Here is a 23,646-nt window from a genome sequence, read left to right on the forward strand (position 1 = left end):
TCGCATAAGTCCCGATTGCACCCCCTGCCACCCCCCGGCGCACACCCGTTGACCTGCGGACCTTCCCCGCACTCCGGTAATTCGGCCAACCCGGCGGCCCGATGACCTCCGGTCACACAAATTGCTGAGGCTGTGGACAAACTCAAGCGCTGGGTGCGTCATGGGATGGTGAAGGAACGTGCGCGCATTCTCGTTGTCGGCGGCGGCTACGTCGGGATGTACACGGCCCTGCGACTCCAGAAAAAGTTGAAACCAGAAATCAAACGTGGAGAAGTCGAGGTCACAGTAGTCACACCCGACCCGTACATGACCTATCAGCCGTTCCTTCCGGAGGCCGCGGCCGGTTCGATCTCCCCCCGCCATGTCGTCGTACCGCTGCGCCGCACCCTCGGCCTGTGCCGCGTCGTCGTCGGCGAGGTCCGCGCCATCGACCACGCCAAGCGCACCGCGACCCTCACCACCCTCGCCACCGAGGAGGAGGGCACCGGCACCGAACAGCTCTCCTACGACGAACTCGTCCTCGCCCCCGGCTCGGTCTCCCGCACGCTCCCGATCCCCGGACTCGCCGAGCACGCCATCGGATTCAAGACGGTCGAAGAAGCCATCGGACTGCGCAACCACGTCATCGAGCAGATGGACATCGCCTCCTCCACCCGCGACCCCGCGATCCGCGACGCGGCCCTCACCTTCGTCTTCGTCGGCGGCGGCTACGCGGGCGTGGAGGCGCTCGCCGAGCTGGAGGACATGGCCCGCTACGCCGCGCGCTACTACCACAACGTCCGCCCCGAGGACATGAAGTGGATCCTCGTGGAGGCCTCCGACCGCATCCTCCCGGAGGTCGGCGCGGAGATGGGCCGCTACACCGTCACCGAACTGCGCCGCCGCAACATCGACGTACGCCTCCGGACCCGGCTGGAATCATGCGCCGACCGCGTCGCGGTGCTCAGCGACGGCGCCCGCTTCCCGACTCGCACGGTCGTCTGGACGGCCGGCGTGAAACCCCACCCCCTCGTCGCCGCCACCGACTTCCCGCGCACCGAGCGCGGACGGCTGAAATGCACCGCCGAGCTGAGCATCGAGGGCGCCACGCACGCGTGGGCCGCGGGCGACGCCGCCGCCGTCCCCGACGTCACCGCCGAACAGCCCGGCGCCGAGACCGCCCCCAACGCCCAGCACGCGCTGCGCCAGGCCAAGGTCCTCGGCGACAACATCGCGCACTCCCTGCGCGGCGAGCCCCTTCAGACGTACGCGCACAAATACGTCGGCTCGGTGGCCTCCCTCGGCCTGCACAAAGGCGTCGCACACGTCTACGGACGCAAGCTGAAGGGCTACCCTGCCTGGTTCATGCACCGCGTCTATCACCTCAGCAGGGTGCCCACCTTCAACCGCAAGGCCCGTGTCCTGGCCGAATGGACGCTGTCGGGGCTCTTCAAGAGGGAGATCGTCTCCCTCGGTTCGCTCGAACATCCACGAGCGGAGTTCGAACTCGCGGCCGGTGGAAAGCCTCCTGGCGACACCGACAACGACCCGAAGGGGTCGTCCTGACCGGACCGAGGAACTCCACCGAGCAGGTGGGCGTCTGACGGATGTCGGCGCGGTCCGCCACACTGCCAGACTGACCCCCGACCCAGGACGGGCAGCCAGCCCGCCCGCCCTTCCCACTCCCACGAGACCGTCCCCACAGTGCTGCACCCCGGGGAGCCACCCCCCAGACCCCCGGCCGGGGTCCGGAGCTGGCCGAAGACGACGACACGAGGCAAGGATTCGTGAACTTCACGCGTTGGAGCGCCCGGCTCCCCGGAACGCAGCGCCGCGCCGCAGCGCGGACCGACCACGCGGTCACCGCCGAGCGGCGCGGGGAGAGCGCGGGCTCCGTCCCCGCGGCCAGAGCCGAACGGCTCAACCACGAGGCCCCGCCCGTCCCCGCCCTCGACGACCTGCCCGTACGCGAAGTCCTCGACCGCGTACCGGCCCTCGTCGCCCTGGTCCACGGCACCGACCACCGCCTCGCCTACGTCAACGACGCCTACGCCACCGCCTTCGGCGTCCGCGCACTCGGCGAACCGGCCCGCGAGGCCCTGCCGGAACTGGACGAACTGGGCCTGCTCCCGCTCCTCGACCAGGTCCTGCGCAGCGGCAAGCCCCGTACGGTCAAGTCCCGCAAGGCCCCCGACGGCCGCTCCTACACCTTCACCTGCACCCCGGTCGCCGACGGCGAGAAGGGCGTCCTGGTCTTCGCCACCGACGTCACCGACCACGCCGAGGCCGCCGAGCGGCTGCGCGCCAGCGAGCGCCGCCAGCGGGAGACCGCGGTGACCCTCCAGAGATCCCTGCTCCCCCAGGAACTCGAACAGCCCGACGACCTGCGCATCGCGGCGACCTACCAGCCGGGCGGCACGGAAGCTGCGGTCGGCGGCGACTGGTACGACGTCATCACCCTCGGCGGCGGCCGCACGGCCCTGGTCATCGGCGACGTGATGGGCCGAGGCGTGCGCGCGGCGGCGGTCATGGGCCAACTCCGTACGGCGGTCCGCGCCTACGCCCGCCTGGACCTCCCGCCGCACGAGGTACTGCAACTGCTGGACGGCCTCGCCACGGAGATCGACGCCAACCAGATCGCCACCTGCGTCTACGCCGTCCACGACCCGAACGAGGGGCGGCTGGTGTACGCCTCCGCGGGGCACCTGCCGATCCTGGTCCGCGACGAGAGCGGCACCGTGCTGCGCGCCGACGAGCCGACGGGACCGCCGCTCGGCACGGGCGGCTGGATGCACGCGTCCGGCTCGATCCCGCTCAGCCCCGGCTCCACGGCGGTGCTCTACACGGACGGTCTGGTCGAGCGCCGCGACGAGGACCTGGACGAGGGCATCGCGTCCCTGGAGCGCGCCCTGGCCGGCGCCACGGGCACCCCCCAGGTCGTCTGCGACCGCCTGGTCCGCTCGGCGGGCGTCACCGCGGACCACGACGACGACGTGGCGGTCCTGGTCCTCCAGCACCCGGCCCGCACCGGCTCGGACGCCGAACTGTTCCGCAACGCCGCCCTGGAGCTCCTCGGCGGAGTGGAGGCGGCCCCACGCGCGCGTGCCTTCGCCTCCGGCGTCCTGACGAGCTGGCGCTTCCCGACGGACCTGCACGACCTGGGCGTCCTCGCGGCCAGCGAACTGGTCGCCAACAGCCTCCAGCACGGCACCCCGCCCATGCGCCTGCGCCTGCGCCGCACCGACCGCCGCCTCATCGTCGAGGTCACCGACGGCGACGAACACCTCCCCCGCATGCGCAGGGCCGACCCGGCCGACGAATCGGGCCGCGGCATCGCCATCGTTGCGACCATCGCCTCGAACTGGGGCTCCCGCAGAACCCCGGGCGGCGGCAAGGCGGTGTGGTGCGAGTTCGTACTGCCCCGCACGTGAGGTGACCGCGGGGGCGAAAAGACTCAGGCGGGGGCGTGCGCCGGGTCTGCCGGGGTCGCGGCCCCCGTTGCCACCACGCGGCTCCTCGCCAGGGACGGCTGGTCCTGGACCGGGGTCAGTCGGCGGCCGAGACGCAGGGCCAGATAGGTGATGCCCAGCGAGAACAGCAGGAACGTCACGATGTACGGCGCGTGCAGGGCGGCACCCATGGGCCCACCGATCGCCGGGCCCACCGCCAGGGCGAGCTGCTTCACCAGAGCGAACGCCGAGTTGTACTGACCGGCCAGGCCAGTCGGCGCCAGATCGGCCACCAGCGGGGCGACCGTCGGGGACAGCATCGCCTCACCGAGCCCGAAGAGGGCGTACGTCGAGACGAACGCGGCCGTAGCCATCTCCTGGCTGCCGTGCCCGAGGCCCGCGTACCCGGCCGCGATCCAGGCCACGGCCCAGATCAGACCCACCGCGGCGATCACCCGCGACCGACGCCGCCGCTCGACGAACCGCAGCACCGCGAACTGCGCCACCACGATCATCGCCGTGTTGGCGGCGAGCGCCGTCCCAAGAGCGGACGTCGAGATCCCGGCGGCCTCCACGCCGTACGCGGCGAGACCCCCCTCGAACTGTCCGTAGCAGGCGAAGAACAGCACGAAGCCCAGCACAGACAGCTGCACCATCGCCCGGTTCCCGAGCAACTGCTTCCAGCTCCCCTTCGCAGACTGCCCCGGCGCCCCCTCGATCCGCGGCGAACGCGGCATCCGCACCGTCGCCATGACCACGACCAGCAGCAGGAAGATCGCCGCCTCGATCGCGAACAGCAGAGTGAAGGAGGAGACCCGGGTCGTGTCGACGAGATGACCGCCGATGAGACCACCCACACCGAGACCGAGGTTCTGGAGGAAGAACTGCATGGCGAACGCACGCGACCGCGTCTCCGCCGTGGAGCAGTCCACGATCATCGTCGCCAGCGCCGGCTGCATCACGGCCTGCCCGGCCCCCAACGCGGCGGCCGACAGCAGTACGGCCGTGGCGTTCCCCGCGAGCCCGAGGCTCAGCGCGCCCACCGCGGCGGTGACCAGAGCGGCGAGCAGCACCGGAAGAGGGCCCCGCCGCACGATCGCCCGCCCGGCGAACGGCAGCACGACCAGCGCGGCAACGGCGAACACGGCGAGTACGAGACCCGCCGTCACGGCACCGAGCCCACGCACCTGCGCCACATAGACGTACAGGTACGGGACGGTGAAACCGAGCCCGAACGCGCTGAGTGCGTTACCCACGTGGATCCGGCGCATCGCTGCGCCCATCGCCCTGGTCACGTTCACCTCAATCAAGTAGTGAGACCTGAAGTGGTTAGGTCTGAAGACTTCAAAGCTAAAGTTCGAAGCTAAAGAGTACATCTCGAAGGACTTCAACGCCAACTACCGCCGTGCCATACTCAGCGCCATGGGCGACAACTCCGGCATCAGCAGCGAGCCGACACTCGAAGAGCAGATCGCCGCCTACCAGCGCGAGTTCCAGGACCTCGACCCCCAGGTCGAGAAGATCGTCTCCGCACTGTCCCGGCTGAACCGCCGCATGAACGTCGCCTACGGCCGCCAGACGGCCACGCTCGGCATCAGCAACACCGAGTGGGAGGTCCTCAAGGCGCTCGTACTCTCCGGCGCCCCGTACCGCCTCGGCCCGAGCGAGCTCGCCAAGCGACTCGGCCTGACCCCGGCCGCGATGACCCACCGGATCGACCGCATGGTCACCGAGGGCCTGGTCACCCGGGAGCGCGACGAGTCCAACCGGGTGCGCGTCATCGTGGAGCTCACCCTCGACGGCCGGGAGAAGTGGATGGAGGCCATGCGCCTCGCCTCCGTCTTCGAGGAGGACCTCCTCCAGGACCTCTCCCCGGAGGAGCGCACGGCCCTCGGTGAGGTCCTCACCCGCCTGCTGCGCAGGGTCGAGCACGCCCAGCCGGACGCCGGCGGCCGGCTGACCGACCTCGATTAAAGATCTTGACAGGCGACGCTTGACAGCCCCCTGCCCGATCCGTAAAGTTCTTCGGGTTGCCGCGGAGCCGTAACGGTTCTTCGACAACACCTCCGCCGCCTGAGCGGCACTTCAAACCACCAGCACGATCTCCCAGCCGGGATGAATTCGGCGTGCCCAAATTCAATTCGAATGGGGCTCGGCAGCCCGATTAGGAACTGCCGGGGGAATCCGCTAAGGTTTGAGACGTCGGAACGGCCCAACGGCCGCGAGGACAAGCCCGGTTGACTGGGCGTCAGACACCGAGAGGATCTGATAGAGTCAACATCGCCGGAAAGGGAAACGCGAGAGCGAGAACCTGGAAAGCACCGAGGAAATCGGATCGGAAAGATCTGATAGAGTCGGAAACGCAAGACCGAAGGGAAGCCCGGAGGAAAGCCCGAGAGGGTGAGTACAAAGGAAGCGACCGTTCCTTGAGAACTCAACAGCGTGCCAAAAATCAACGCCAGATATGTTGATAACCCGTCTCTCCCGTTCGGGAGGACGAGGTTCCTTTGAAATAACACAGCGAGGACGCTGTGTGCGAGGGGATTATTCCTCCTCTCGCACCGCTCTCGTGGTGTTGCACCGGATTACCGGTAAACATTCACGGAGAGTTTGATCCTGGCTCAGGACGAACGCTGGCGGCGTGCTTAACACATGCAAGTCGAACGATGAAGCCCTTCGGGGTGGATTAGTGGCGAACGGGTGAGTAACACGTGGGCAATCTGCCCTTCACTCTGGGACAAGCCCTGGAAACGGGGTCTAATACCGGATATCACTCCCACTCGCATGGGTGGGGGTCGAAAGCTCCGGCGGTGAAGGATGAGCCCGCGGCCTATCAGCTTGTTGGTGAGGTAATGGCTCACCAAGGCGACGACGGGTAGCCGGCCTGAGAGGGCGACCGGCCACACTGGGACTGAGACACGGCCCAGACTCCTACGGGAGGCAGCAGTGGGGAATATTGCACAATGGGCGAAAGCCTGATGCAGCGACGCCGCGTGAGGGATGACGGCCTTCGGGTTGTAAACCTCTTTCAGCAGGGAAGAAGCGAAAGTGACGGTACCTGCAGAAGAAGCGCCGGCTAACTACGTGCCAGCAGCCGCGGTAATACGTAGGGCGCAAGCGTTGTCCGGAATTATTGGGCGTAAAGAGCTCGTAGGCGGCTTGTCACGTCGGGTGTGAAAGCTCGGGGCTTAACCCCGAGTCTGCATTCGATACGGGCTAGCTAGAGTGTGGTAGGGGAGATCGGAATTCCTGGTGTAGCGGTGAAATGCGCAGATATCAGGAGGAACACCGGTGGCGAAGGCGGATCTCTGGGCCATTACTGACGCTGAGGAGCGAAAGCGTGGGGAGCGAACAGGATTAGATACCCTGGTAGTCCACGCCGTAAACGGTGGGAACTAGGTGTTGGCGACATTCCACGTCGTCGGTGCCGCAGCTAACGCATTAAGTTCCCCGCCTGGGGAGTACGGCCGCAAGGCTAAAACTCAAAGGAATTGACGGGGGCCCGCACAAGCAGCGGAGCATGTGGCTTAATTCGACGCAACGCGAAGAACCTTACCAAGGCTTGACATACACCGGAAAGCATCAGAGATGGTGCCCCCCTTGTGGTCGGTGTACAGGTGGTGCATGGCTGTCGTCAGCTCGTGTCGTGAGATGTTGGGTTAAGTCCCGCAACGAGCGCAACCCTTGTTCTGTGTTGCCAGCATGCCCTTCGGGGTGATGGGGACTCACAGGAGACCGCCGGGGTCAACTCGGAGGAAGGTGGGGACGACGTCAAGTCATCATGCCCCTTATGTCTTGGGCTGCACACGTGCTACAATGGCCGATACAATGAGCTGCGATACCGCAAGGTGGAGCGAATCTCAAAAAGTCGGTCTCAGTTCGGATTGGGGTCTGCAACTCGACCCCATGAAGTTGGAGTTGCTAGTAATCGCAGATCAGCATTGCTGCGGTGAATACGTTCCCGGGCCTTGTACACACCGCCCGTCACGTCACGAAAGTCGGTAACACCCGAAGCCGGTGGCCCAACCCCTTGTGGGAGGGAGCTGTCGAAGGTGGGACTGGCGATTGGGACGAAGTCGTAACAAGGTAGCCGTACCGGAAGGTGCGGCTGGATCACCTCCTTTCTAAGGAGCACTTCTCACCAACTCCGGTTGGTCAGAGGCCAGTACATCGGCGAATGTCCGGTGCTGGTTGCTCATGGGTGGAACGTTGATTATTCGGCAGGTCCAGGACGGACCAGGCGCTAGTACTGCTCTTCGGGGCGTGGAACGCTGATCTGGTCGGCTGATCGTGTCGGGCACGCTGTTGGGTGTCTGAGGGCACGGCCGTAAGGTCTGTCTTCGGATGCCGGCCCCAGTGCACTCGAATCCGTGAGGGTTCGGGGTGATGGGTGGCTGGTCGTTGTTTGAGAACTGCACAGTGGACGCGAGCATCTGTGGCCAAGTTTTTAAGGGCGCACGGTGGATGCCTTGGCACCAGGAACCGATGAAGGACGTGGGAGGCCACGATAGTCCCCGGGGAGTCGTCAACCAGGCTTTGATCCGGGGGTTTCCGAATGGGGAAACCCGGCAGTCGTCATGGGCTGTCACCCTTGCCTGAACACATAGGGCAAGTGGAGGGAACGCGGGGAAGTGAAACATCTCAGTACCCGCAGGAAGAGAAAACAACCGTGATTCCGGGAGTAGTGGCGAGCGAAACCGGATGAGGCCAAACCTACGACGTGTGAGACCCGGCAGGGGTTGCGTCGTGGGGGTTGTGGGATCTCTCTTTCACAGTCTGCCGGCTGTGAGACGAGTCAGAAACCGTTGATGTAGGCGAAGGACATGCGAAAGGTCCGGCGTAGAGGGTAAGACCCCCGTAGTCGAAACGTCAGCGGCTCGTTTGAGAGACACCCAAGTAGCACGGGGCCCGAGAAATCCCGTGTGAATCTGGCGGGACCACCCGCTAAGCCTAAATATTCCCTGGTGACCGATAGCGGATAGTACCGTGAGGGAATGGTGAAAAGTACCGCGGGAGCGGAGTGAAATAGTACCTGAAACCGTGTGCCTACAAGCCGTGGGAGCGTCGCTTGCAAGCTTGCTTGCAAGTCGTGACTGCGTGCCTTTTGAAGAATGAGCCTGCGAGTTTGCGGTGTGTTGCGAGGTTAACCCGTGTGGGGAAGCCGTAGCGAAAGCGAGTCCGAACAGGGCGATATAGTAGCGCGCTCAAGACCCGAAGCGGAGTGATCTAGCCATGGGCAGGTTGAAGCGGAGGTAAGACTTCGTGGAGGACCGAACCCACCAGGGTTGAAAACCTGGGGGATGACCTGTGGTTAGGGGTGAAAGGCCAATCAAACTCCGTGATAGCTGGTTCTCCCCGAAATGCATTTAGGTGCAGCGTCGTGTGTTTCTTGCCGGAGGTAGAGCACTGGATAGGCGATGGGCCCTACCGGGTTACTGACCTTAGCCAAACTCCGAATGCCGGTAAGTGAGAGCGCGGCAGTGAGACTGTGGGGGATAAGCTCCATGGTCGAGAGGGAAACAGCCCAGAGCATCGACTAAGGCCCCTAAGCGTACGCTAAGTGGGAAAGGATGTGGAGTCGCAGAGACAACCAGGAGGTTGGCTTAGAAGCAGCCACCCTTGAAAGAGTGCGTAATAGCTCACTGGTCTAGTGATTCCGCGCCGACAATGTAGCGGGGCTCAAGCGTACCGCCGAAGTCGTGTCATTGCAGCATATAGGGCCAACGCCCGCTGTGATGGGTAGGGGAGCGTCGTCTGCCGGGTGAAGCGGCACCGGAAGGTAGTCGTGGACGGTTGACGAGTGAGAATGCAGGCATGAGTAGCGATACAAACGTGAGAAACGTTTGCGCCGATTGACTAAGGGTTCCTGGGTCAAGCTGATCTGCCCAGGGTAAGTCGGGACCTAAGGCGAGGCCGACAGGCGTAGTCGATGGATAACCGGTTGATATTCCGGTACCCGCTGTGAAGCGTCAAACATCGAATCCAGTGATGCTAAGCCCGTGAAGCCGCCTGCCCTCAGCTTTGCTGTGGGTGGGAGTGGTGGAGCCGGTGACCCGAGCTGGTAGTAGGTGAGTGATGGGGTGACGCAGGAAGGTAGTCCATCCCGGGCGGTGGTTGTCCCGGGGTAAGGGTGTAGGCCGTGCGATAGGCAAATCCGTCGCACTTGTGGCTGAGACCTGATGCCGAGCCGATTGTGGTGAAGTGGATGATCCTATGCTGTCGAGAAAAGCCTCTAGCGAGTTTCATGGCGGCCCGTACCCTAAACCGACTCAGGTGGTCAGGTAGAGAATACCGAGGCGTTCGGGTGAACTATGGTTAAGGAACTCGGCAAAATGCCCCCGTAACTTCGGGAGAAGGGGGGCCACACCTGGTGAGAGGACTTGCTCCTCGAGCTGGGGGTGGCCGCAGAGACCAGCGAGAAGCGACTGTTTACTAAAAACACAGGTCCGTGCGAAGCCGTAAGGCGATGTATACGGACTGACGCCTGCCCGGTGCTGGAACGTTAAGGGGACCGGTTAGTCATGATTCGTCATGGCGAAGCTGAGAACTTAAGCGCCAGTAAACGGCGGTGGTAACTATAACCATCCTAAGGTAGCGAAATTCCTTGTCGGGTAAGTTCCGACCTGCACGAATGGCGTAACGACTTCTCGACTGTCTCAACCATAGGCCCGGTGAAATTGCACTACGAGTAAAGATGCTCGTTTCGCGCAGCAGGACGGAAAGACCCCGGGACCTTTACTACAGTTTGATATTGGTGTTCGGTTCGGCTTGTGTAGGATAGCTGGGAGACTTTGAAGCGGCCACGCCAGTGGTTGTGGAGTCGTCGTTGAAATACCAGTCTGGTCGTGCTGGATGTCTAACCTGGGTCCGTGATCCGGATCAGGGACAGTGTCTGATGGGTAGTTTAACTGGGGCGGTTGCCTCCTAAAGAGTAACGGAGGCGCCCAAAGGTTCCCTCAGCCTGGTTGGCAATCAGGTGTTGAGTGTAAGTGCACAAGGGAGCTTGACTGTGAGACCGACGGGTCGAGCAGGGACGAAAGTCGGGACTAGTGATCCGGCGGTGGCTTGTGGAAGCGCCGTCGCTCAACGGATAAAAGGTACCCCGGGGATAACAGGCTGATCTTCCCCAAGAGTCCATATCGACGGGATGGTTTGGCACCTCGATGTCGGCTCGTCGCATCCTGGGGCTGGAGTCGGTCCCAAGGGTTGGGCTGTTCGCCCATTAAAGCGGTACGCGAGCTGGGTTTAGAACGTCGTGAGACAGTTCGGTCCCTATCCGCTGCGCGCGCAGGAATATTGAGAAGGGCTGTCCCTAGTACGAGAGGACCGGGACGGACGAACCTCTGGTGTGCCAGTTGTTCTGCCAAGGGCATGGCTGGTTGGCTACGTTCGGGAGGGATAACCGCTGAAAGCATCTAAGCGGGAAGCCTGCTTCGAGATGAGTATTCCCACCCACTTGATGGGGTAAGGCTCCCAGTAGACGACTGGGTTGATAGGCCGGATCTGGAAGCACGGTAACGTGTGGAGGTGACCGGTACTAATAGGCCGAGGGCTTGTCCTCAGTTGCTCGCGTCCACTGTGTTGGTTCTGAAACCACGAACGGCCCCGTATGGCCATATGGCTTCATGCGGTGCGGCATTGTTCGACAGTTTCATAGTGTTTCGGTGGTCATAGCGTGAGGGAAACGCCCGGTTACATTCCGAACCCGGAAGCTAAGCCTTACAGCGCCGATGGTACTGCAGGGGGGACCCTGTGGGAGAGTAGGACGCCGCCGAACAAATTGTGAGAAAACCCCGCACCTTTCGGTGCGGGGTTTTCTGCGTTTAGGGGCCATTTTCAGGACGGCTTTACCAGCCCCGTTCATAGGCCAGAATCACCGCCTGGATCCGGTCCCTGGAGCCCGTCTTCGCCAGCACTCGACCCACATGCGTCTTCACTGTCGACTCGGCGAGGTGCAGGCGTTCGGCTATCTCCGTGTTCGTCCAGCCCATGCCGATGACCGTGAGGATCTCGCGTTCCCGTTCGGTGAGGGCCTGGCGGCTTGTGGTGGCTATGAAGGTTGAGGGCTTGCGTGGTGCGTTCCGGGGATTTGGCCGCCGCGCAGCGCCCGCCGTCCGCGAGGCCGGTGATGACGGAGAGGTTGTGGCCAGGCGGGCCTGCTGGTCGCGTTCGACCAGGGAGGCGAGATGGTCCTGGCGGGCGTGGACCACGATCCCGAACATCGCGGCCAGCGCCAGGCTCATGGTGGCCGGGACGAGGGTCTGTTCCGGGCCCTGTTCGGCGGGGTAGCGGGCGGCGGCCACCATGAACGGCGTGAGGAGCAGGGCGTAGAGCCACAACGGGGTGCGCACGGGGACGCGCAGGGCCGCGTTGAACAGGGCGATGAGCAGGAGGTGCGAGGCCTGGAGCAGGGCGCCGGTCGCCGAGTTGACGATGGCCGTCGGGATCATGGTCAGCAGGACCGGTACCGAGAAGCCCAGGGACAGGGCCAGGATCAGCCAGCCGGGGAGGTTACTGCCAGCCGCCGCGCGTGTAGTCGACCACGGCGGCGATGACGATGGCAGTGGTCAGGGGGAGGTCCCAGGCCAGGGGGTGACGGCGGTCGAAGGCGCGTACCCGGGCGATGACGCGCTGGGTGTACAGGGTGACGGGATCTCCGGCTATGGGGTTCATCGTGGTCGTCGCCGCGCGCGGTCGTCGTCGGGCGGGGGCGGATATTAGGTGAGGGGCGTAGTACCTGGGTATTACGGTGGCGGCCATGAGCGTGAGCAATGGGGAGCGGTACGTCGTCCGGTCCGTACGGGCCGATGAGTGGCCGGCCGTGCGGGAGCTGCGGCTGGCCGCGCTGCGGGATCCGGCGGCGTCGATCGCCTTTCTGGAGACGTACGAGAACGCGGTGGCCCGGCCGGACTCCTACTGGAAGGAGCGGACCGAGAGGGCCGCGGAGGGGGCCGACCAGGCACAGCAGATCGTGGCCGAGGGGCCGGACGGGGCCTGGGTCGGGTCGCTGACCGTGCTGGTGGAGGAGGCGGGGACGACCGACTGGGCCGGGTTCCCGGTGGAGCGGCGGCAGGGGCATCTCGTGGGGGTGTTCATGCGGCCCGAGCACCGCGGGTGCGGGCTGACCGAGCTGCTCTTCGACGAGGCGCTGGAGTGGTCCTGGCGGCAGGGGCTCGAGCGGGTGCGGCTGATCGTGCACGAGGAGAACGGGCGGGCGCAGGCCTTCTACCGGCGGATGGGGTTCGCGCCGAGCGGGGTGACGGTGCCGCTGGAGAGCCAACCAGGGGCGCTGGAGCACGAGTTCGTCATGGAGAAGGGCTCAGACCGGTAGGAGGTCAGACCGGTAGTTCGTCGTGCGGCCAGCGCGCCCGCGCCTGCTCCCGGGAGCGGAGCAGGGCCAGCGTCGGCAGGCCGCGGGCATTGCCGTTGGCCAGCAGCTCGGGGAGTTGGGGGAGCGGGGCCACGGCGGCGACGTCGTCCAGGACGAGCGCGAGTGGTGGGTCGAGGCGACCGGAGGATGACCGTTCGGCCATGCGCCGGCCGCGCTCGACCACGCTTGCGGCCAGGGCCGTGAGCAGCGGCATCGCGCCCGGGTTGGTGCGAGGATCCTCAATGGACTCCCCGACCACATAGAGCGTGCCCCCTTCGTTCACGAAGGAATCCAGGGCGAGCGCATCAGTTCGGTTGGGAGTGCATGCCTCGCGGATGTTCACCGTGAACAGGGCGGACAGCGCACGGGTCGTCAACTGCTGGGCCATGTCCCGGCGTTCCGGGTGCGCGGTGAGCGCGGCCTCGAGCTCGCCCGCCGCACCGGGGGCGGCCTTGGGGCTGGTCCGCAGGATGCGTACGGCGTCCTGGAGCTGGGTGCCCTGGGACCAGCGGTGGACGTGGCGGATGGTACGGCCGTCTATGGCGGCGGCGTGCAGGGCGCTGCGCAGGAGCGTTTCGGCTACGTCGGCGACGGCCTGGTCGATCTTCGCGGTGGGGCGGACGGGGGCCAGCAGCGCGGCCGCTCTCGCCGCCGCCGTCTGCTTGTCCTCGCAGCCCGTGGTGGGCGACCAGTGGAGGCGGGACGGGGTGTCGCAGAGGTGGGTGGGGTCGTAGAGGTGGACCGGGCCCAGTTTGGCTCGGGCGTCCTTGGTGTCCTGCCAGACGGCCGGGTTGGAGGTGATGACGAGGGCGGGGCCGTCGGCGTCACGTACGGCTTGGGTGGCGGTGGTGTGCCGGGTGTCCTTGGGGCCGTAGACGACCGGGGCGCGGGTGGACTCCCAGGGGTTCGGCGGCTCGGTGGCTTCGAGTACGGGTGCCGCCGGTCCCTCCCCCGCCGGTTCACGCGTCACCTGCACCGGCGCCCGCGGCGTAGGCACCTCGTGAGCGACCGGTGCCGGCTCCGGCGGTGCCGCCCGCAGCTCCTCCCGCCGCCGTGCCCGTACCGCCCGCCACCGTGCCAGCGTGCCCATCACGAACACGGTCAGCACGATCAGCACCATCAACTGCCCGATGAACAGCCCCCAGAACAGCCCGTACCCGGAGAGTTCCGCCGCGGGTGTCTCCGGCCAGGCGCCGGGGAGGTCGTGCGGGGCGCCGAACAGATACCGCAGCGCCAGGGGCGTACGGGTGAAGGTGACGCCCGACGGCCAGGAGCCGTGCGAGAGGAGCCCCGCCAGGCCCGTCGCCGTCCACACCAGCAGGGTCATGCCGAGCAGGAAGGCGAGTATGCCGACCAGCAGCCCGTCGGGGATGCCGCCCGTCTCCTGACGCCGGTCGTCCGCACGCACCGATCCGCCCCCTTTACGCCACCGTCGACTCGGAGTCCCCGAGGTGCTGTTCCACGAAGGCCGCCGCCCGCTCCTCCGCCTCCAGCTCGGCGGCGCGCAAGGCGTCGTCCGTGAGCTCGGCGTCGGCGGAGGACTCGGTCATCGCGCGGTCGGTGAAGACCAGCGGCCGCTCGGTCTCGGTGACCAGGTGTTTGACCACCTGGACGTTGCCGTTGACGTCCCAGACGGCGATGCCGGGCGTGAGCGTGGGAATGATCTCCACGGCCCACCTGGGCAGGCCGAGCACCCGGCCCGTCGCCCTGGCCTCGTCGGCCTTCTGGGCGTAGATCGTCCTGGTCGACGCCATCTTCAGGATGGCCGCAGCCTCCTTGGCCGCCGCCCCGTCCACCACGTCGGACAGATGGTGCACGACCGCCACGAACGACAGGCCGAGCCGCCGCCCGAACTTCAGCAGCCGCTGGAACAGCTGGGCCACGAAGGGGCTGTTGATGATGTGCCAGGCCTCCTCGACCAGGAAGATGCGCTTCTTCCGGTCGGGGCGGATCCAGGTGTGCTCCAGCCATACGCCGACGATCGCCATCAGGATCGGCATGGCGATGGAGTTGCGGTCGATGTGGGAGAGGTCGAAGACGATGAGGGGCGCGTCGAGGTCGATGCCGACGGTGGTAGGGCCGTCGAACATGCCCCGCAGGTCACCGTCCACGAGCCGGTCCAGGACCAGGGCGACGTCGAGTCCCCAGGCCCGTACATCGTCTATGTCGACGTTCATCGCCTCGGCCGACTCCGGCTCGGGATGCCGTAGCTGTTCGACGATGTCGGTGAGGACCGGCTGGCGTTCGACGATGGTCTCGTTGACGTAGGCGTGCGCGACCTTGAGCGCGAAGCCCGAGCGTTCGTCGAGGCCATGGCCCATGGCGACCTCGATGATGGTCCGGAGCAGGGCGAGCTGCCCGGTGGTGGTGATCGACGGGTCCAGCGGGTTGAGCCGGATGCCGTGGTCCAGGGCGGCCGTCGGGTCGAGCCGGATGGGAGTTATCCCCAGCTCCTCCGCGATGAGGTTCCATTCACCCACCCCGTCCTCGCCCTGCGCGTCCAGCACGACGACCTGTCGGTCGCGGAAGCGCAGTTGCCTGAGGACGTACGTCTTCTCCAGCGCCGACTTGCCGTTGCCGGACTCGCCGAGGACGAGCCAGTGCGGGGCGGGGAGCTGCTGGCCGTAGAGCTGGAAGGGGTCGTAGATGTAGCCCTTGCCGCTGTACACCTCACGGCCGATGATCACGCCCGAGTCGCCGAGGCCGGGCGCGGCCGTAGGGAGGTAGACGGCCTGAGCCTGTCCGGTGGACGTCCGTACCGGCAGCCGGGTCGTCTCGACCTTGCCGAAGAGGAACGAGGTGAAGGCGTCGGTGAGGATGGACATCGGATCCCGCATGCGGCCCTACCTTCGAATGCCGGTGGCGAACGGGAGCGTGTTCACGAAGGCGCGGTGGTGCTCGCGGTCGCACCACTCCAGCTTCAGGTACGACTTCCCGGCCGACGCCCGGATGGTCCGCTTGTCGCGGGCCAGGGACTCCGGGGAGCGGGAGGAGACGGTGATCCAGCCGACGAGGTTCACGCCGGCGGCACCGCTGGCCAGGTCCTCGCCGCGCTGGTCGAGACGGTTGTGGGCGGCGATGTCACGGGGGTCGACGGTCCGGTTCATCTTGGCGGCGCGGGAGGCCTCGGCCTCGTCGTTGGTCTTCTCCGTGAGCATTCGCTCGATGGCGATCTCGGTGGGTTCGAGGTCCATCGTGACGGCGACCGTGCGGATGACGTCCGGGGTGTGGACCAGCAGGGGGGCCAGGAAGTTGACGCCGACGGGCGTCATCGGCCATTCCTTCACCCAGGCCGTGGCATGGCACCAGGGCGCGCGCGTGGACGACTCCCGGGTCTTGGCCTGGAGGTAGGTGGGCTCCATGGCGTCCAGCTCGGCCGGCCAGGCATTACGTTTCGTCATCGCCTGGATGTGGTCGATCGGATGGTCCGGGTCGTACATGGAATGGATGAGTGAGGCCAGCCGCCCCTGACCGAGCGGCTGCCGCACCCGGATGTCGGCCTCCTGGAGCCGTGAGCAGATGTCCGTCAGCTCACGGGCCATGACCACGGCGAGCCCGGCGTCCTTGTCGACCTTCCGGCCCTGCTGCGGACGCGCGGCCCGCGCCATGGCGTGGCCCTCGGCGGCCAGTTCGCGGTTGTAGTGCATGCACGCGACGAGATACGCCCGGTGCTGCTCGCTGCTGGTCGACACCATCGACTGAAGCTGGTCGTACGACTGCTGGAGCCAGCCCAGCGCCTTGTCGTCCCCGCGTACGGCGACGTCCTTGGCGTGGGCGTCCGGGTCGGCCGGGAGGGTACGGGCGAGCATCTGGATTCGGGTGACGAACCCGTCGCCGTTGGCCACGTGCTTGAGCAGCGTGCCGAACCGGTCGACGAGCGCTTCCTGGTCCTCGGAGTCCCGCAGTCCTACGCCCGGGCCCTCGATCTCGATGGCGGCGGTGACGGTACGGCGGTCCGCGTGCAGCAGTACGGCGATCTCGTCGGGGCCGAACGGGGCGGCGAGCCAGGTGATCCGGCCGATCCCGGGCGGCGGCCCGACCTCGATCTCGCGCCCGTCGATCCGGGTGCCCGCCTCCATCGCCGCCGAGCGGTAGACGGTGCCCGAGCGCAGGGTGCGCTTGAAGCTGCGGTTGATCTCGAACCACTTGTAGAACGTGCGGCGCTTGTACGGCACGTAGACCGCGGCCAGCGCCAGCATGGGGAAGCCCATCAGCAGCACGATGCGCAGGGACAGGACGGGGACGAGGAGCCCGCACATCATGCCGAGGAACGCGCCGCCGATGATCAGCGCGATCTCGCCGGTCTCACGATTCCGGCCGACGATCGCGTTCGGCCGGGCGCGGCCGATCAGATATGTACGGCGGGGCGTGACCGCATGGGACACGTGGGACTCGGTCGTCAACGCCCTTCACCTCCCGTGCGGTTGGTACTGCTGTTGCGGGTGTTGCTGGCGTGGGGCGTGTTCACCGGGCTGGTGCCTGACCGGGGCCCGGGTGCGGCGGAGGGGACAGATCCGCCGCCTCCGTTCGAGGTGCGGGAGCTGTGCGCGGCGACTCCGCCGGCCGCCTGGTTGGCGGGGCGGGGTGCACTGGCGCTCTGGCCGCCGTTGTTGTCGGCGCGGGAGCTGTGGGTCTTGATGCCCTGGGCGACGAGGGTCGCGGGGGAGCTGATGACGGCGGCGGCCTTGCCTTCGGCGCCCTGCATGATGCGGTTGTTGCGGGAGCCGGCGATCTCGTCGCCGAAGCCGGGGACGAAGCGGTAGATCATCGCGGACGCGAAGATGGCGAGCAGGATGATGGCGAGGCCGGAGACGACGGCGGAGAAGGCGTCCGGACCGTCGTCGGCGGAGAGCGCGCCGGCGAGCCCGAGGACGATGACAATGACCGGTTTCACGAGAATGACGGCGATCATGATGCCCGCCCAGCGGCGGACGTGTCCCCACAGGTTCTTGTCGACCAGGCCCGCGTAGACGACGGTGCCGAGGAGGGCGCCGACGTAGAGCAGGGCGGCTCGGATGACGAGCTCCAGCCAGAGGACCCCGGCGGCGAGGATGGAGACCAGCGACACGACGATCAGCATGATCGGTCCGCCGCCGATGTCCTCGCCCTTCTCCAGGGCGCCGGAGAAAGTGCCGAAGAAGGCGTCCGTCTGGTCACCGGTGGTCTTGGCGAGCACTTCTGAGACACCGTCGGTTGCCGATACGACGGTGTAGAGGATGAGGGGCGTGAAGGCGGACGCGAGCACGGTGAGCCAGAGGAACCCGATGGCTTCGCTGATGGCGGTGGTGAGGGGGACCCCTCTGACGGCTCGCTTGGCCACGGCCAGCAGCCACAGCAGGAGGGTGAGGATCGTGGACGCCGCGAACACGACCGCGTACTGCTGAAGGAACTTGGGGTTAGTGAAGTCGACGTTCGCCGTGTCCTTCACGGCTTCACTGAGCTTGTCGACGGTCCAGGAGGCGGCGTCTGCGCAGCCCTTGGCGAGGGAGGAGAGGGGGTCGAGGGTGGAGGTGGGGTCGAGGGTGCCGCCTCGGGATCCGGATCCGCCGCCGTTGTTGCCGCTTTCGCAGTAGTCCTTGGCGGGGCCGACGATGAGGTCACAGTTGTCCTCCGACGGGGTCGGAGAAGGCGTGGGCGCGGCGGCAGCACGCGTGGCCAGCAGCACGGCCGTGGTCTGTACGGCGGTGAGGGCGGCGGCGACCTTGAGCACGCGGCGCGGGCTACCGGGCATAGGTGAAGCCTCCGTACTCCTCGACGGCCTTGGCCATCTCGTCGGCGCTGGACGCCTTGTTGTCCCCGGGCACGGGTGAAGGCCCGTCCTTCTGGGCGAAGCTTTCGACCTTCCAGTCGTCGGCCCAGCGCAGCTTGAGCGTCATGGTGAACCAGTCGCTGCTGACCGGGTCGGTGGAGCCCTCTCCGGCGGTGCCGAAAACTCCCGTGCACCAGACCTCGACGGTCGCGGCAGAGTCCGAGTAGGTCGTGACCTTGGTACCGATCGGCATCGTGCGCGAGACGTAGGTGTTGCTGCCCGTGGCGTTGCCGTTCTCGTCGAGACCGAGGTTGCTCAGGAATTCCTCGGAGTACGCGGCGTTGAACTTGTCCTCCAACTCGCCCTGCTTCTCCGCCAGAAAGACCTGCCGCACGATCTCGGAACGCCGGGCCGGCTTGAGCATGTCCGCCGAGACCAGCGTCACCGCATAGTTCGCCGCCGCGCTCTGCGCCCCCTGTTCATCTCTCGCGTACCCCGCCCCCACAGGCCGCTCTCCGCTCGGTGCGGTGGACGAAGTCTGGGGCTTGTCGGCAGCCGTGTCGTCGGGTGATGAATCGTCTCCCCCACGGTTCGCAAAGGCGATTGCCGCGATGAGGAGGACGACCACGCCGACCACCGTGATCAGGCTTCGGGAAGAGGAGCGGGTGGGGCGCCGGGCGCCGCCGTAGGTGTCGCCGCTGCCCTCCGGTAGCCGTGTCCGGGTATGGCCCGTGCCTCCGTAGCCGCCGGAGGGCTCGTGCTGGTCGCCGAGACTCATACCGCGTACGCCCCTTCACCGTCGTACCGGAAGCCGTTGAAGTACGACGGTAGCCGTGCTGGTTCCCGCGCGGGCGCGGTGTGGTGACTCGACATCAGGGAAACGCAACCTCAGCCGGTGGGCACGACGGGCGGGTGGAAGGGACGGGGACCGGACCGGGCGCGGCTACACGGCCATGCCGTACACGATGGTGAAGAGCGTGCCGAGCGATCCGATGATGAAGACGCCGGTCAGGCCCGCGATGATGAGACCCTTGCCCTGTTCCGCGCTGAACGTGTCGCGCAGCGCGGTCGCGCCGATGCGCTGCTTGGCGGCGCCCCAGATGGCGATCCCGAGGCAGAGCAGGATGGCGACGGCCATCACCACCTCGATCATCACCTTGGCCTCGTTGCCCAGGCTGCCGAAGGGGCCCCAGTCCGGAGCGATCCCGCCGATGATGGTGTTGATGTCTCCCTTATCGGCCGCAAAGAGCATGTAAGTCACCGCCCCTGTTGGGTAGTTCCACTCCTCTGTCGTGGCGCAGAGGTCAGGCCTCATTGTCGCCGACAATGGCGCCGGCGTATGTCGACTTGGCGTCATTGATTGGCGGGTTTCGTACGAACGCCTTGTCTTGAGTCGTATCGTCACTCTGTGTATCACGGCTGGTCACGCCGGGCAACGAAGTGAGAGCGGAACCTGTGTGTGGTTCCGTCGTTGACCCCTCTTACGGGCACGTGTTCCCCGGGTGAAGGCTACGCCCTCGGCGGTGGTCGAAGTCGCCGACGGTCAGCGGGGCTTCAGGCCGTGCAGCAGGACGTGGACCAGACCGTCGACGCCGGCCAGGGCCGCTTCCGGGGTCAGCCAGCCGGCGGAGATGAAGTCGGCGACGCCGTGGAGTGTGGCGCCCGTGACGAGGTTGAGCTGCTCGGGGTCGCCCTCGATGATCTCGCCGCGGCGCTGGGCGTCCGCCAGGATCCGGTCCAGGCTCCCGATCGTCTGCTCGACGGCGACGGCCATCTGCTCGGAGGCGTCGGGCTCGTGCTTGCGGGCGTACATCAGTTCCAGCAGCTCGGCGTTGTCGATGGCGAAGCCGAGGTAGGCGCGGGCGAGGGCGGTGAGCCGGGGCTCCAGGGGGAGCGCGGGGTCCTCGGCCGCCGCCAGGACGCGGGCGAGCCGCTCGAACCCGGTCAGCGCCAGGGCGTTCAGCAGGGCCTGCTTGTCCTTGAAGTGCCGGCCGGGGGCGGCGTGGCTGACGCCGACCTCGCGGGCGAGTTCGCGGAGCGAGAGGGAGGCGGTGCCCTTCTCCCGCAGGGTGCGTTCCGCTGCCGTGAGCAGGGCGGTGCGCAGGTCTCCGTGGTGGTAGGGGCGGGTCTCGGGCATGCGCACCATCGTAGCTTGATGTTGACTCTGACCACTTTGTTGGCGCTGCCATCATTGTTGTCATTGACAGCATTGTTGGCGACGCCTACATTCGGGAGACATGACCGAGACGAAGCAGCAGCAGTGGACCGCGACCGATCTCCCCGATCTGCATGGCCGTACGGCCGTCGTCACCGGTGCCAACAGCGGCATCGGGCTCACCGCCGCCGACGCGCTGGCCCGCGCGGGCGCGCATGTCGTCTTCGCCGTACGGGATCCGGAGCGCGGCCGGGCCGCTGCCGCGACGGTGAACGGCAGTACGGAGGTACGGCGGCTCGACCTGGCCGATCTGGCTTCCGTGCGGGAGTTCGCGGCCGGCTGGGAGGGCAGCCCGCTGGATCTGCTGATCAACAACGCGGGCGTGATGATGCTTCCGAAGCAGCGGACCAAGGATGGCTTCGAGATGCAGTTCGGCACGAACCACCTCGGGCACTTCGCCCTGACGAACCTGCTCCTGCCGCACATCACCGGCCGCGTCGTCACCGTCTCCTCCGCCGCCCACCGCTGGGGCGACGGCACGATCCACTTCGACGACCTCAACATGGACGCGAACTACGACCCGCGCCGCGCGTACGGCCAGTCCAAACTGGCGAACCTGCTCTTCACGCTGGAACTCCAGCGCCGTCTGACGAACTCCGGCTCGCGCGCGTGCGCCCTGGCCGCCCACCCCGGCTACTCGGCCACCAACCTCCAGAGCCACGCCGCCAGCCCGGTGGCCCGGTTCGGGATGCGCCTCTCCAACCGCTTCGCGGCCCAGTCCGACCGCGCGGGGTGCCTGCCGACCCTGTACGCCGCCACCCAGGACCTGCCCGGCGCCAGCTATGTCGGCCCGGACGGCTGGGGCGAGTGGCGCGGCGGCCCCACGCTGGTGAGCCGGTCGCGGGCGGCGAGCGACCCGGCGGTGGCGCGGCGACTCTGGGCGGTGTCGGAGGAACTTACGGGGGTGCGGTGCCCGTTGGAGGTTCAGGTGGCCTGAAGGGTCATGAACGGTCCTGCTAGGCGTCGCCGTCCAGGCCGTCCCGGAGCGCCTGTGCGGTGGTGGCCGGGTCGTAGTCCTCGGCGACCCCCTGGACAAGGATGATGTCGCCGGTGATGTGCCGTGACCGGAGCGGAGCGATGTCCCGATAGGCGGGCGAGTCCCACCACTCCCGAGCCTCGGCAATCCCAGGAAACTCGATCATCACCACATCACCGGGCCAGCAGCCCTCCACCGTCTCCTGCTCCCTCACGCCGTGCACCAGGAAACGACCGCCGTACGGCTCGAAGGTGGCGCCGATGCGCTCGATGTACTCGGCGATCTCGACGTGCGGGGTGATCTCGCGCAGGTGGGCTATGGCGTAGGCGGTCATGGCGGGGTCCTTCCGTGTCGGCGCAGCCGGTGCGTACGGGCTCCTTACATCAACGATCGTGTCAGCGGGCCTGCCCGGGGTCGATGACCTGCCAGGTAATGGGGCATACGGCGTCTACATCGCAGACGAGATCCGATGGCGCATGCCCTCAAGCCACCGTCGCAGTGTCATGCCTCTGGGGGGAAGGAGTTCGAGCCCCAGGATGTGTGTCGCCTGCTTGAGCTCCTGGTCCGAGGTGACGATGGCAAGGATCTGAGTGATCTCCTCGGCAGCGCGCCCGGCTTCCTCTCCGTCCATGTCGCCGAGATAGTCATCGATGGCCTCCTCCCAACTGCCGTACCAGTCAGGGAAGTCCTGACAGAAATAGGCACCCAGCAGCTGACTCAGGGCAAGAAACCGCTCGTTCCATTCCCAGGCGTTCTGTGAGTTCAACAGTCGATTCGCAATTGCCTGTCATGTACCCCGCAAGCCTGGCCGGGATTTGAACCAGCGTCACCACCCCCTCCACGCATCCCTGCCAGGGCGCGCAGCGCGTGATCGCCGAAGTCGCCTCTGCCGCCCACGGCTATGCTCGCCGCCATGCCGCGACGCGAGGTGGGGCAGGGGCGAGCGGTCGCCGGGTGGTGGGCCGAGGTGGTGGAGCGGGAGCGGTTGGTGGGGCCGTGGCCGTGGCCCGTGCAGGAGGTGTCGGCGCGGCGTGACGGGCTGCGTGTCGAAACCGCAGTCGGTTCGGTGACCAGCGTCGACGACACCGGGCGCACCCGCTGGACCCAGCGCTGCGCGGGCCGTCCCAATGCCGTCCATCTCTCCGGTGACCGGGTCCTGGTGACCACGGACTCCCTGGAGTACACCGCCTGGGGCATCCTCGGGCCGGCCCTGCTGCTCGACCTCGCCGACGGCCGTCTGATCGCCGAACTCCGGGGCGAACGCGGTGCCGCGCGCGGCGGTGGGCGCTTCCTGCTCGGGCTGGAGGGCTACGACTGCTTCGACACCTGGGAGTACGACCGGGACGGCAACCGCACCGACGCCTGGCGCTCGTACGGCCACTACGTCGTCGGCACCGGTGTGCGGGTCGTCGAGGCCGACCGGATCCGCCCGACCAAGGGTCGTGTGGTCCGCCTGCTCCCCGGTGGCGTCGTGCAACCCGGGCCGCCCCTCTCCGATCCGCAGCCGCCCGAGCCGCTCGTCCTGAGCGACGGCACGATCCTCGTCCTGGACGGCACCCGACTTCAGGCCGTCGACCGCGGCCTGAGCAGTCGTGCGCTCGTCGAACTCGACGGAGTCGCGACGGACTTCGGTCCGCTCACCATGCGGTCGTTGCGGCGCACCGGCGAGCGGGTGATGGTTCGGGTTGGGGAGCCCCTTCCCGACGAACCCACGCAGTTCACCATCCACACCTGGACCGTCGCCCTGCGGCGACTGCCGACCACCATCTGATCCGGCGTCATAGCCGTCCTGGTTGCGCCCGGTTCCGCGTGGGAAGCTCCTAGACTGGCGCGGGCGGACTCCCGGTGGATGAGGGGCGGTTGACGGTGAGTAAGGCGTGGATCGTGGCGGGTGCCGCTGTCGCGGCG

18 protein-coding genes and 3 rRNA genes are annotated in these 23,646 nt (G+C 66.8%); 9 read left to right on the forward strand and 12 right to left on the reverse strand.

The genetic code is table 11. The features are described 5' to 3' along the window. Nucleotides 1–165 precede the first annotated feature (165 nt). The gene (locus tag BN159_RS23375) at nt 166–1,545 is read left to right on the forward strand and encodes an NAD(P)/FAD-dependent oxidoreductase (protein ID WP_015659462.1); all 1,380 of its coding nucleotides are present in this window, start codon (nt 166–168) and stop codon (nt 1,543–1,545) included. A gap of 221 nt (nt 1,546–1,766) precedes the next feature. After that, entirely contained in the window at nt 1,767–3,410 is a 1,644-nt protein-coding gene (locus BN159_RS23380; protein WP_015659463.1) for an ATP-binding SpoIIE family protein phosphatase, read from the forward strand. 23 nt (nt 3,411–3,433) lie between these two features. Here BN159_RS23380 and BN159_RS23385 read toward each other — a convergent pair whose 3' ends face one another. After that, complete coding sequence (locus BN159_RS23385) at nt 3,434–4,711, reverse strand: MFS transporter (RefSeq protein WP_041819704.1); 1,278 nt, start codon at nt 4,709–4,711, stop codon at nt 3,434–3,436. Between the two features lie 139 nt (nt 4,712–4,850). Here BN159_RS23385 and BN159_RS23390 point away from each other — a divergent pair, with 139 nt between their 5' ends. From BN159_RS23390 to rrf, 4 genes are all read left to right on the forward strand, one after another. Beyond that, on the forward strand, nt 4,851–5,402 hold the full coding sequence (locus BN159_RS23390) for a MarR family winged helix-turn-helix transcriptional regulator (protein WP_015659465.1): 552 nt from the start codon (nt 4,851–4,853) through the stop codon (nt 5,400–5,402). A gap of 624 nt (nt 5,403–6,026) precedes the next feature. Next, nucleotides 6,027–7,552: ribosomal RNA gene (locus tag BN159_RS23395) — 16S ribosomal RNA — on the forward strand. Between the two features lie 313 nt (nt 7,553–7,865). Continuing rightward, nucleotides 7,866–10,989 (forward strand): 23S ribosomal RNA (locus tag BN159_RS23400). A 99-nt stretch (nt 10,990–11,088) separates the two neighbouring features. Beyond that, a 5S ribosomal RNA gene (gene rrf, locus BN159_RS23405) occupies nt 11,089–11,205 on the forward strand. Together the 16S, 23S and 5S rRNA genes form the textbook arrangement of a ribosomal RNA operon. A 70-nt stretch (nt 11,206–11,275) precedes the next feature. Here the strand turns inward: rrf and BN159_RS47150 are convergent. Both BN159_RS47150 and BN159_RS45825 read right to left on the reverse strand, forming a co-directional pair. After that, nucleotides 11,276–11,878 carry a helix-turn-helix transcriptional regulator gene (locus BN159_RS47150; RefSeq protein WP_015659466.1) on the reverse strand — a complete coding sequence of 201 codons (603 nt, stop codon included), beginning with the start codon at nt 11,876–11,878 and terminating at the stop codon, nt 11,276–11,278. Nucleotides 11,879–11,939: 61 nt separating this feature from the next. After that, a complete protein-coding gene (locus BN159_RS45825; protein ID WP_015659467.1) occupies nt 11,940–12,101 on the reverse strand; it encodes a hypothetical protein in 162 nt (53 codons plus the stop codon). 85 nt (nt 12,102–12,186) lie between these two features. Between BN159_RS45825 and BN159_RS23415 the strand changes: the two genes are divergently transcribed. Next, entirely contained in the window at nt 12,187–12,759 is a 573-nt protein-coding gene (locus tag BN159_RS23415; RefSeq protein WP_015659468.1) for a GNAT family N-acetyltransferase, read from the forward strand. Nucleotides 12,760–12,763: 4 nt separating this feature from the next. Here the strand turns inward: BN159_RS23415 and BN159_RS23420 are convergent, their stop codons facing one another. The 7 genes from BN159_RS23420 to BN159_RS23450 form a co-directional block, all read right to left on the reverse strand. After that, complete coding sequence (locus BN159_RS23420; protein WP_015659469.1) at nt 12,764–14,206, reverse strand: type IV secretory system conjugative DNA transfer family protein; 1,443 nt, start codon at nt 14,204–14,206, stop codon at nt 12,764–12,766. Between the two features lie 13 nt (nt 14,207–14,219). Then, nucleotides 14,220–15,635, reverse strand: coding sequence for an ATP-binding protein (locus BN159_RS23425; protein ID WP_015659470.1), 1,416 nt, complete (start codon nt 15,633–15,635; stop codon nt 14,220–14,222). A 6-nt stretch (nt 15,636–15,641) separates the two neighbouring features. Then, a complete protein-coding gene (locus tag BN159_RS23430) occupies nt 15,642–17,201 on the reverse strand; it encodes an SCO6880 family protein (RefSeq protein ID WP_015659471.1) in 1,560 nt (519 codons plus the stop codon). Then, the gene (locus tag BN159_RS23435; RefSeq protein ID WP_015659472.1) at nt 17,198–18,529 is read right to left on the reverse strand and encodes a hypothetical protein; all 1,332 of its coding nucleotides are present in this window, start codon (nt 18,527–18,529) and stop codon (nt 17,198–17,200) included. Before BN159_RS23435 ends, BN159_RS23430 begins: the two co-directional genes overlap by 4 nt. Next, on the reverse strand, nt 18,519–19,325 hold the full coding sequence (locus tag BN159_RS23440; protein WP_015659473.1) for a hypothetical protein: 807 nt from the start codon (nt 19,323–19,325) through the stop codon (nt 18,519–18,521). The genes BN159_RS23435 and BN159_RS23440 overlap by 11 nt, the downstream gene beginning before the upstream one ends. A 165-nt stretch (nt 19,326–19,490) precedes the next feature. Beyond that, nucleotides 19,491–19,799, reverse strand: a complete 309-nt coding sequence (locus tag BN159_RS23445; RefSeq protein WP_003991275.1) for a hypothetical protein — start codon at nt 19,797–19,799, stop codon at nt 19,491–19,493. A gap of 291 nt (nt 19,800–20,090) precedes the next feature. After that, nucleotides 20,091–20,693 (reverse strand): TetR/AcrR family transcriptional regulator, encoded by a 603-nt coding sequence (locus BN159_RS23450; RefSeq protein ID WP_015659474.1) that lies wholly within the window; start codon nt 20,691–20,693, stop codon nt 20,091–20,093. A 91-nt stretch (nt 20,694–20,784) separates the two neighbouring features. Here BN159_RS23450 and BN159_RS23455 point away from each other — a divergent pair, with 91 nt between their 5' ends. Continuing rightward, on the forward strand, nt 20,785–21,699 hold the full coding sequence (locus BN159_RS23455) for an oxidoreductase (protein ID WP_015659475.1): 915 nt from the start codon (nt 20,785–20,787) through the stop codon (nt 21,697–21,699). A gap of 19 nt (nt 21,700–21,718) precedes the next feature. On the opposite strand, the gene BN159_RS23460 is transcribed toward BN159_RS23455, so the two are convergent. Next, nucleotides 21,719–22,072, reverse strand: a complete 354-nt coding sequence (locus BN159_RS23460; protein ID WP_015659476.1) for a DUF1330 domain-containing protein — start codon at nt 22,070–22,072, stop codon at nt 21,719–21,721. A 114-nt stretch (nt 22,073–22,186) separates the two neighbouring features. Further along, nucleotides 22,187–22,504: a contact-dependent growth inhibition system immunity protein gene (locus BN159_RS23465; RefSeq protein ID WP_015659477.1), complete on the reverse strand. Its 318-nt coding sequence runs from the start codon at nt 22,502–22,504 to the stop codon at nt 22,187–22,189. A 147-nt stretch (nt 22,505–22,651) separates the two neighbouring features. Between BN159_RS23465 and BN159_RS23470 the strand changes: the two genes are divergently transcribed. Next, nucleotides 22,652–23,509: a hypothetical protein gene (locus BN159_RS23470; RefSeq protein WP_157901117.1), complete on the forward strand. Its 858-nt coding sequence runs from the start codon at nt 22,652–22,654 to the stop codon at nt 23,507–23,509. Nucleotides 23,510–23,646: the final 137 nt, after the last annotated feature.

It is taken from the genome of Streptomyces davaonensis JCM 4913, from assembly GCF_000349325.1.
Classification (GTDB): domain Bacteria; phylum Actinomycetota; class Actinomycetes; order Streptomycetales; family Streptomycetaceae; genus Streptomyces; species Streptomyces davaonensis.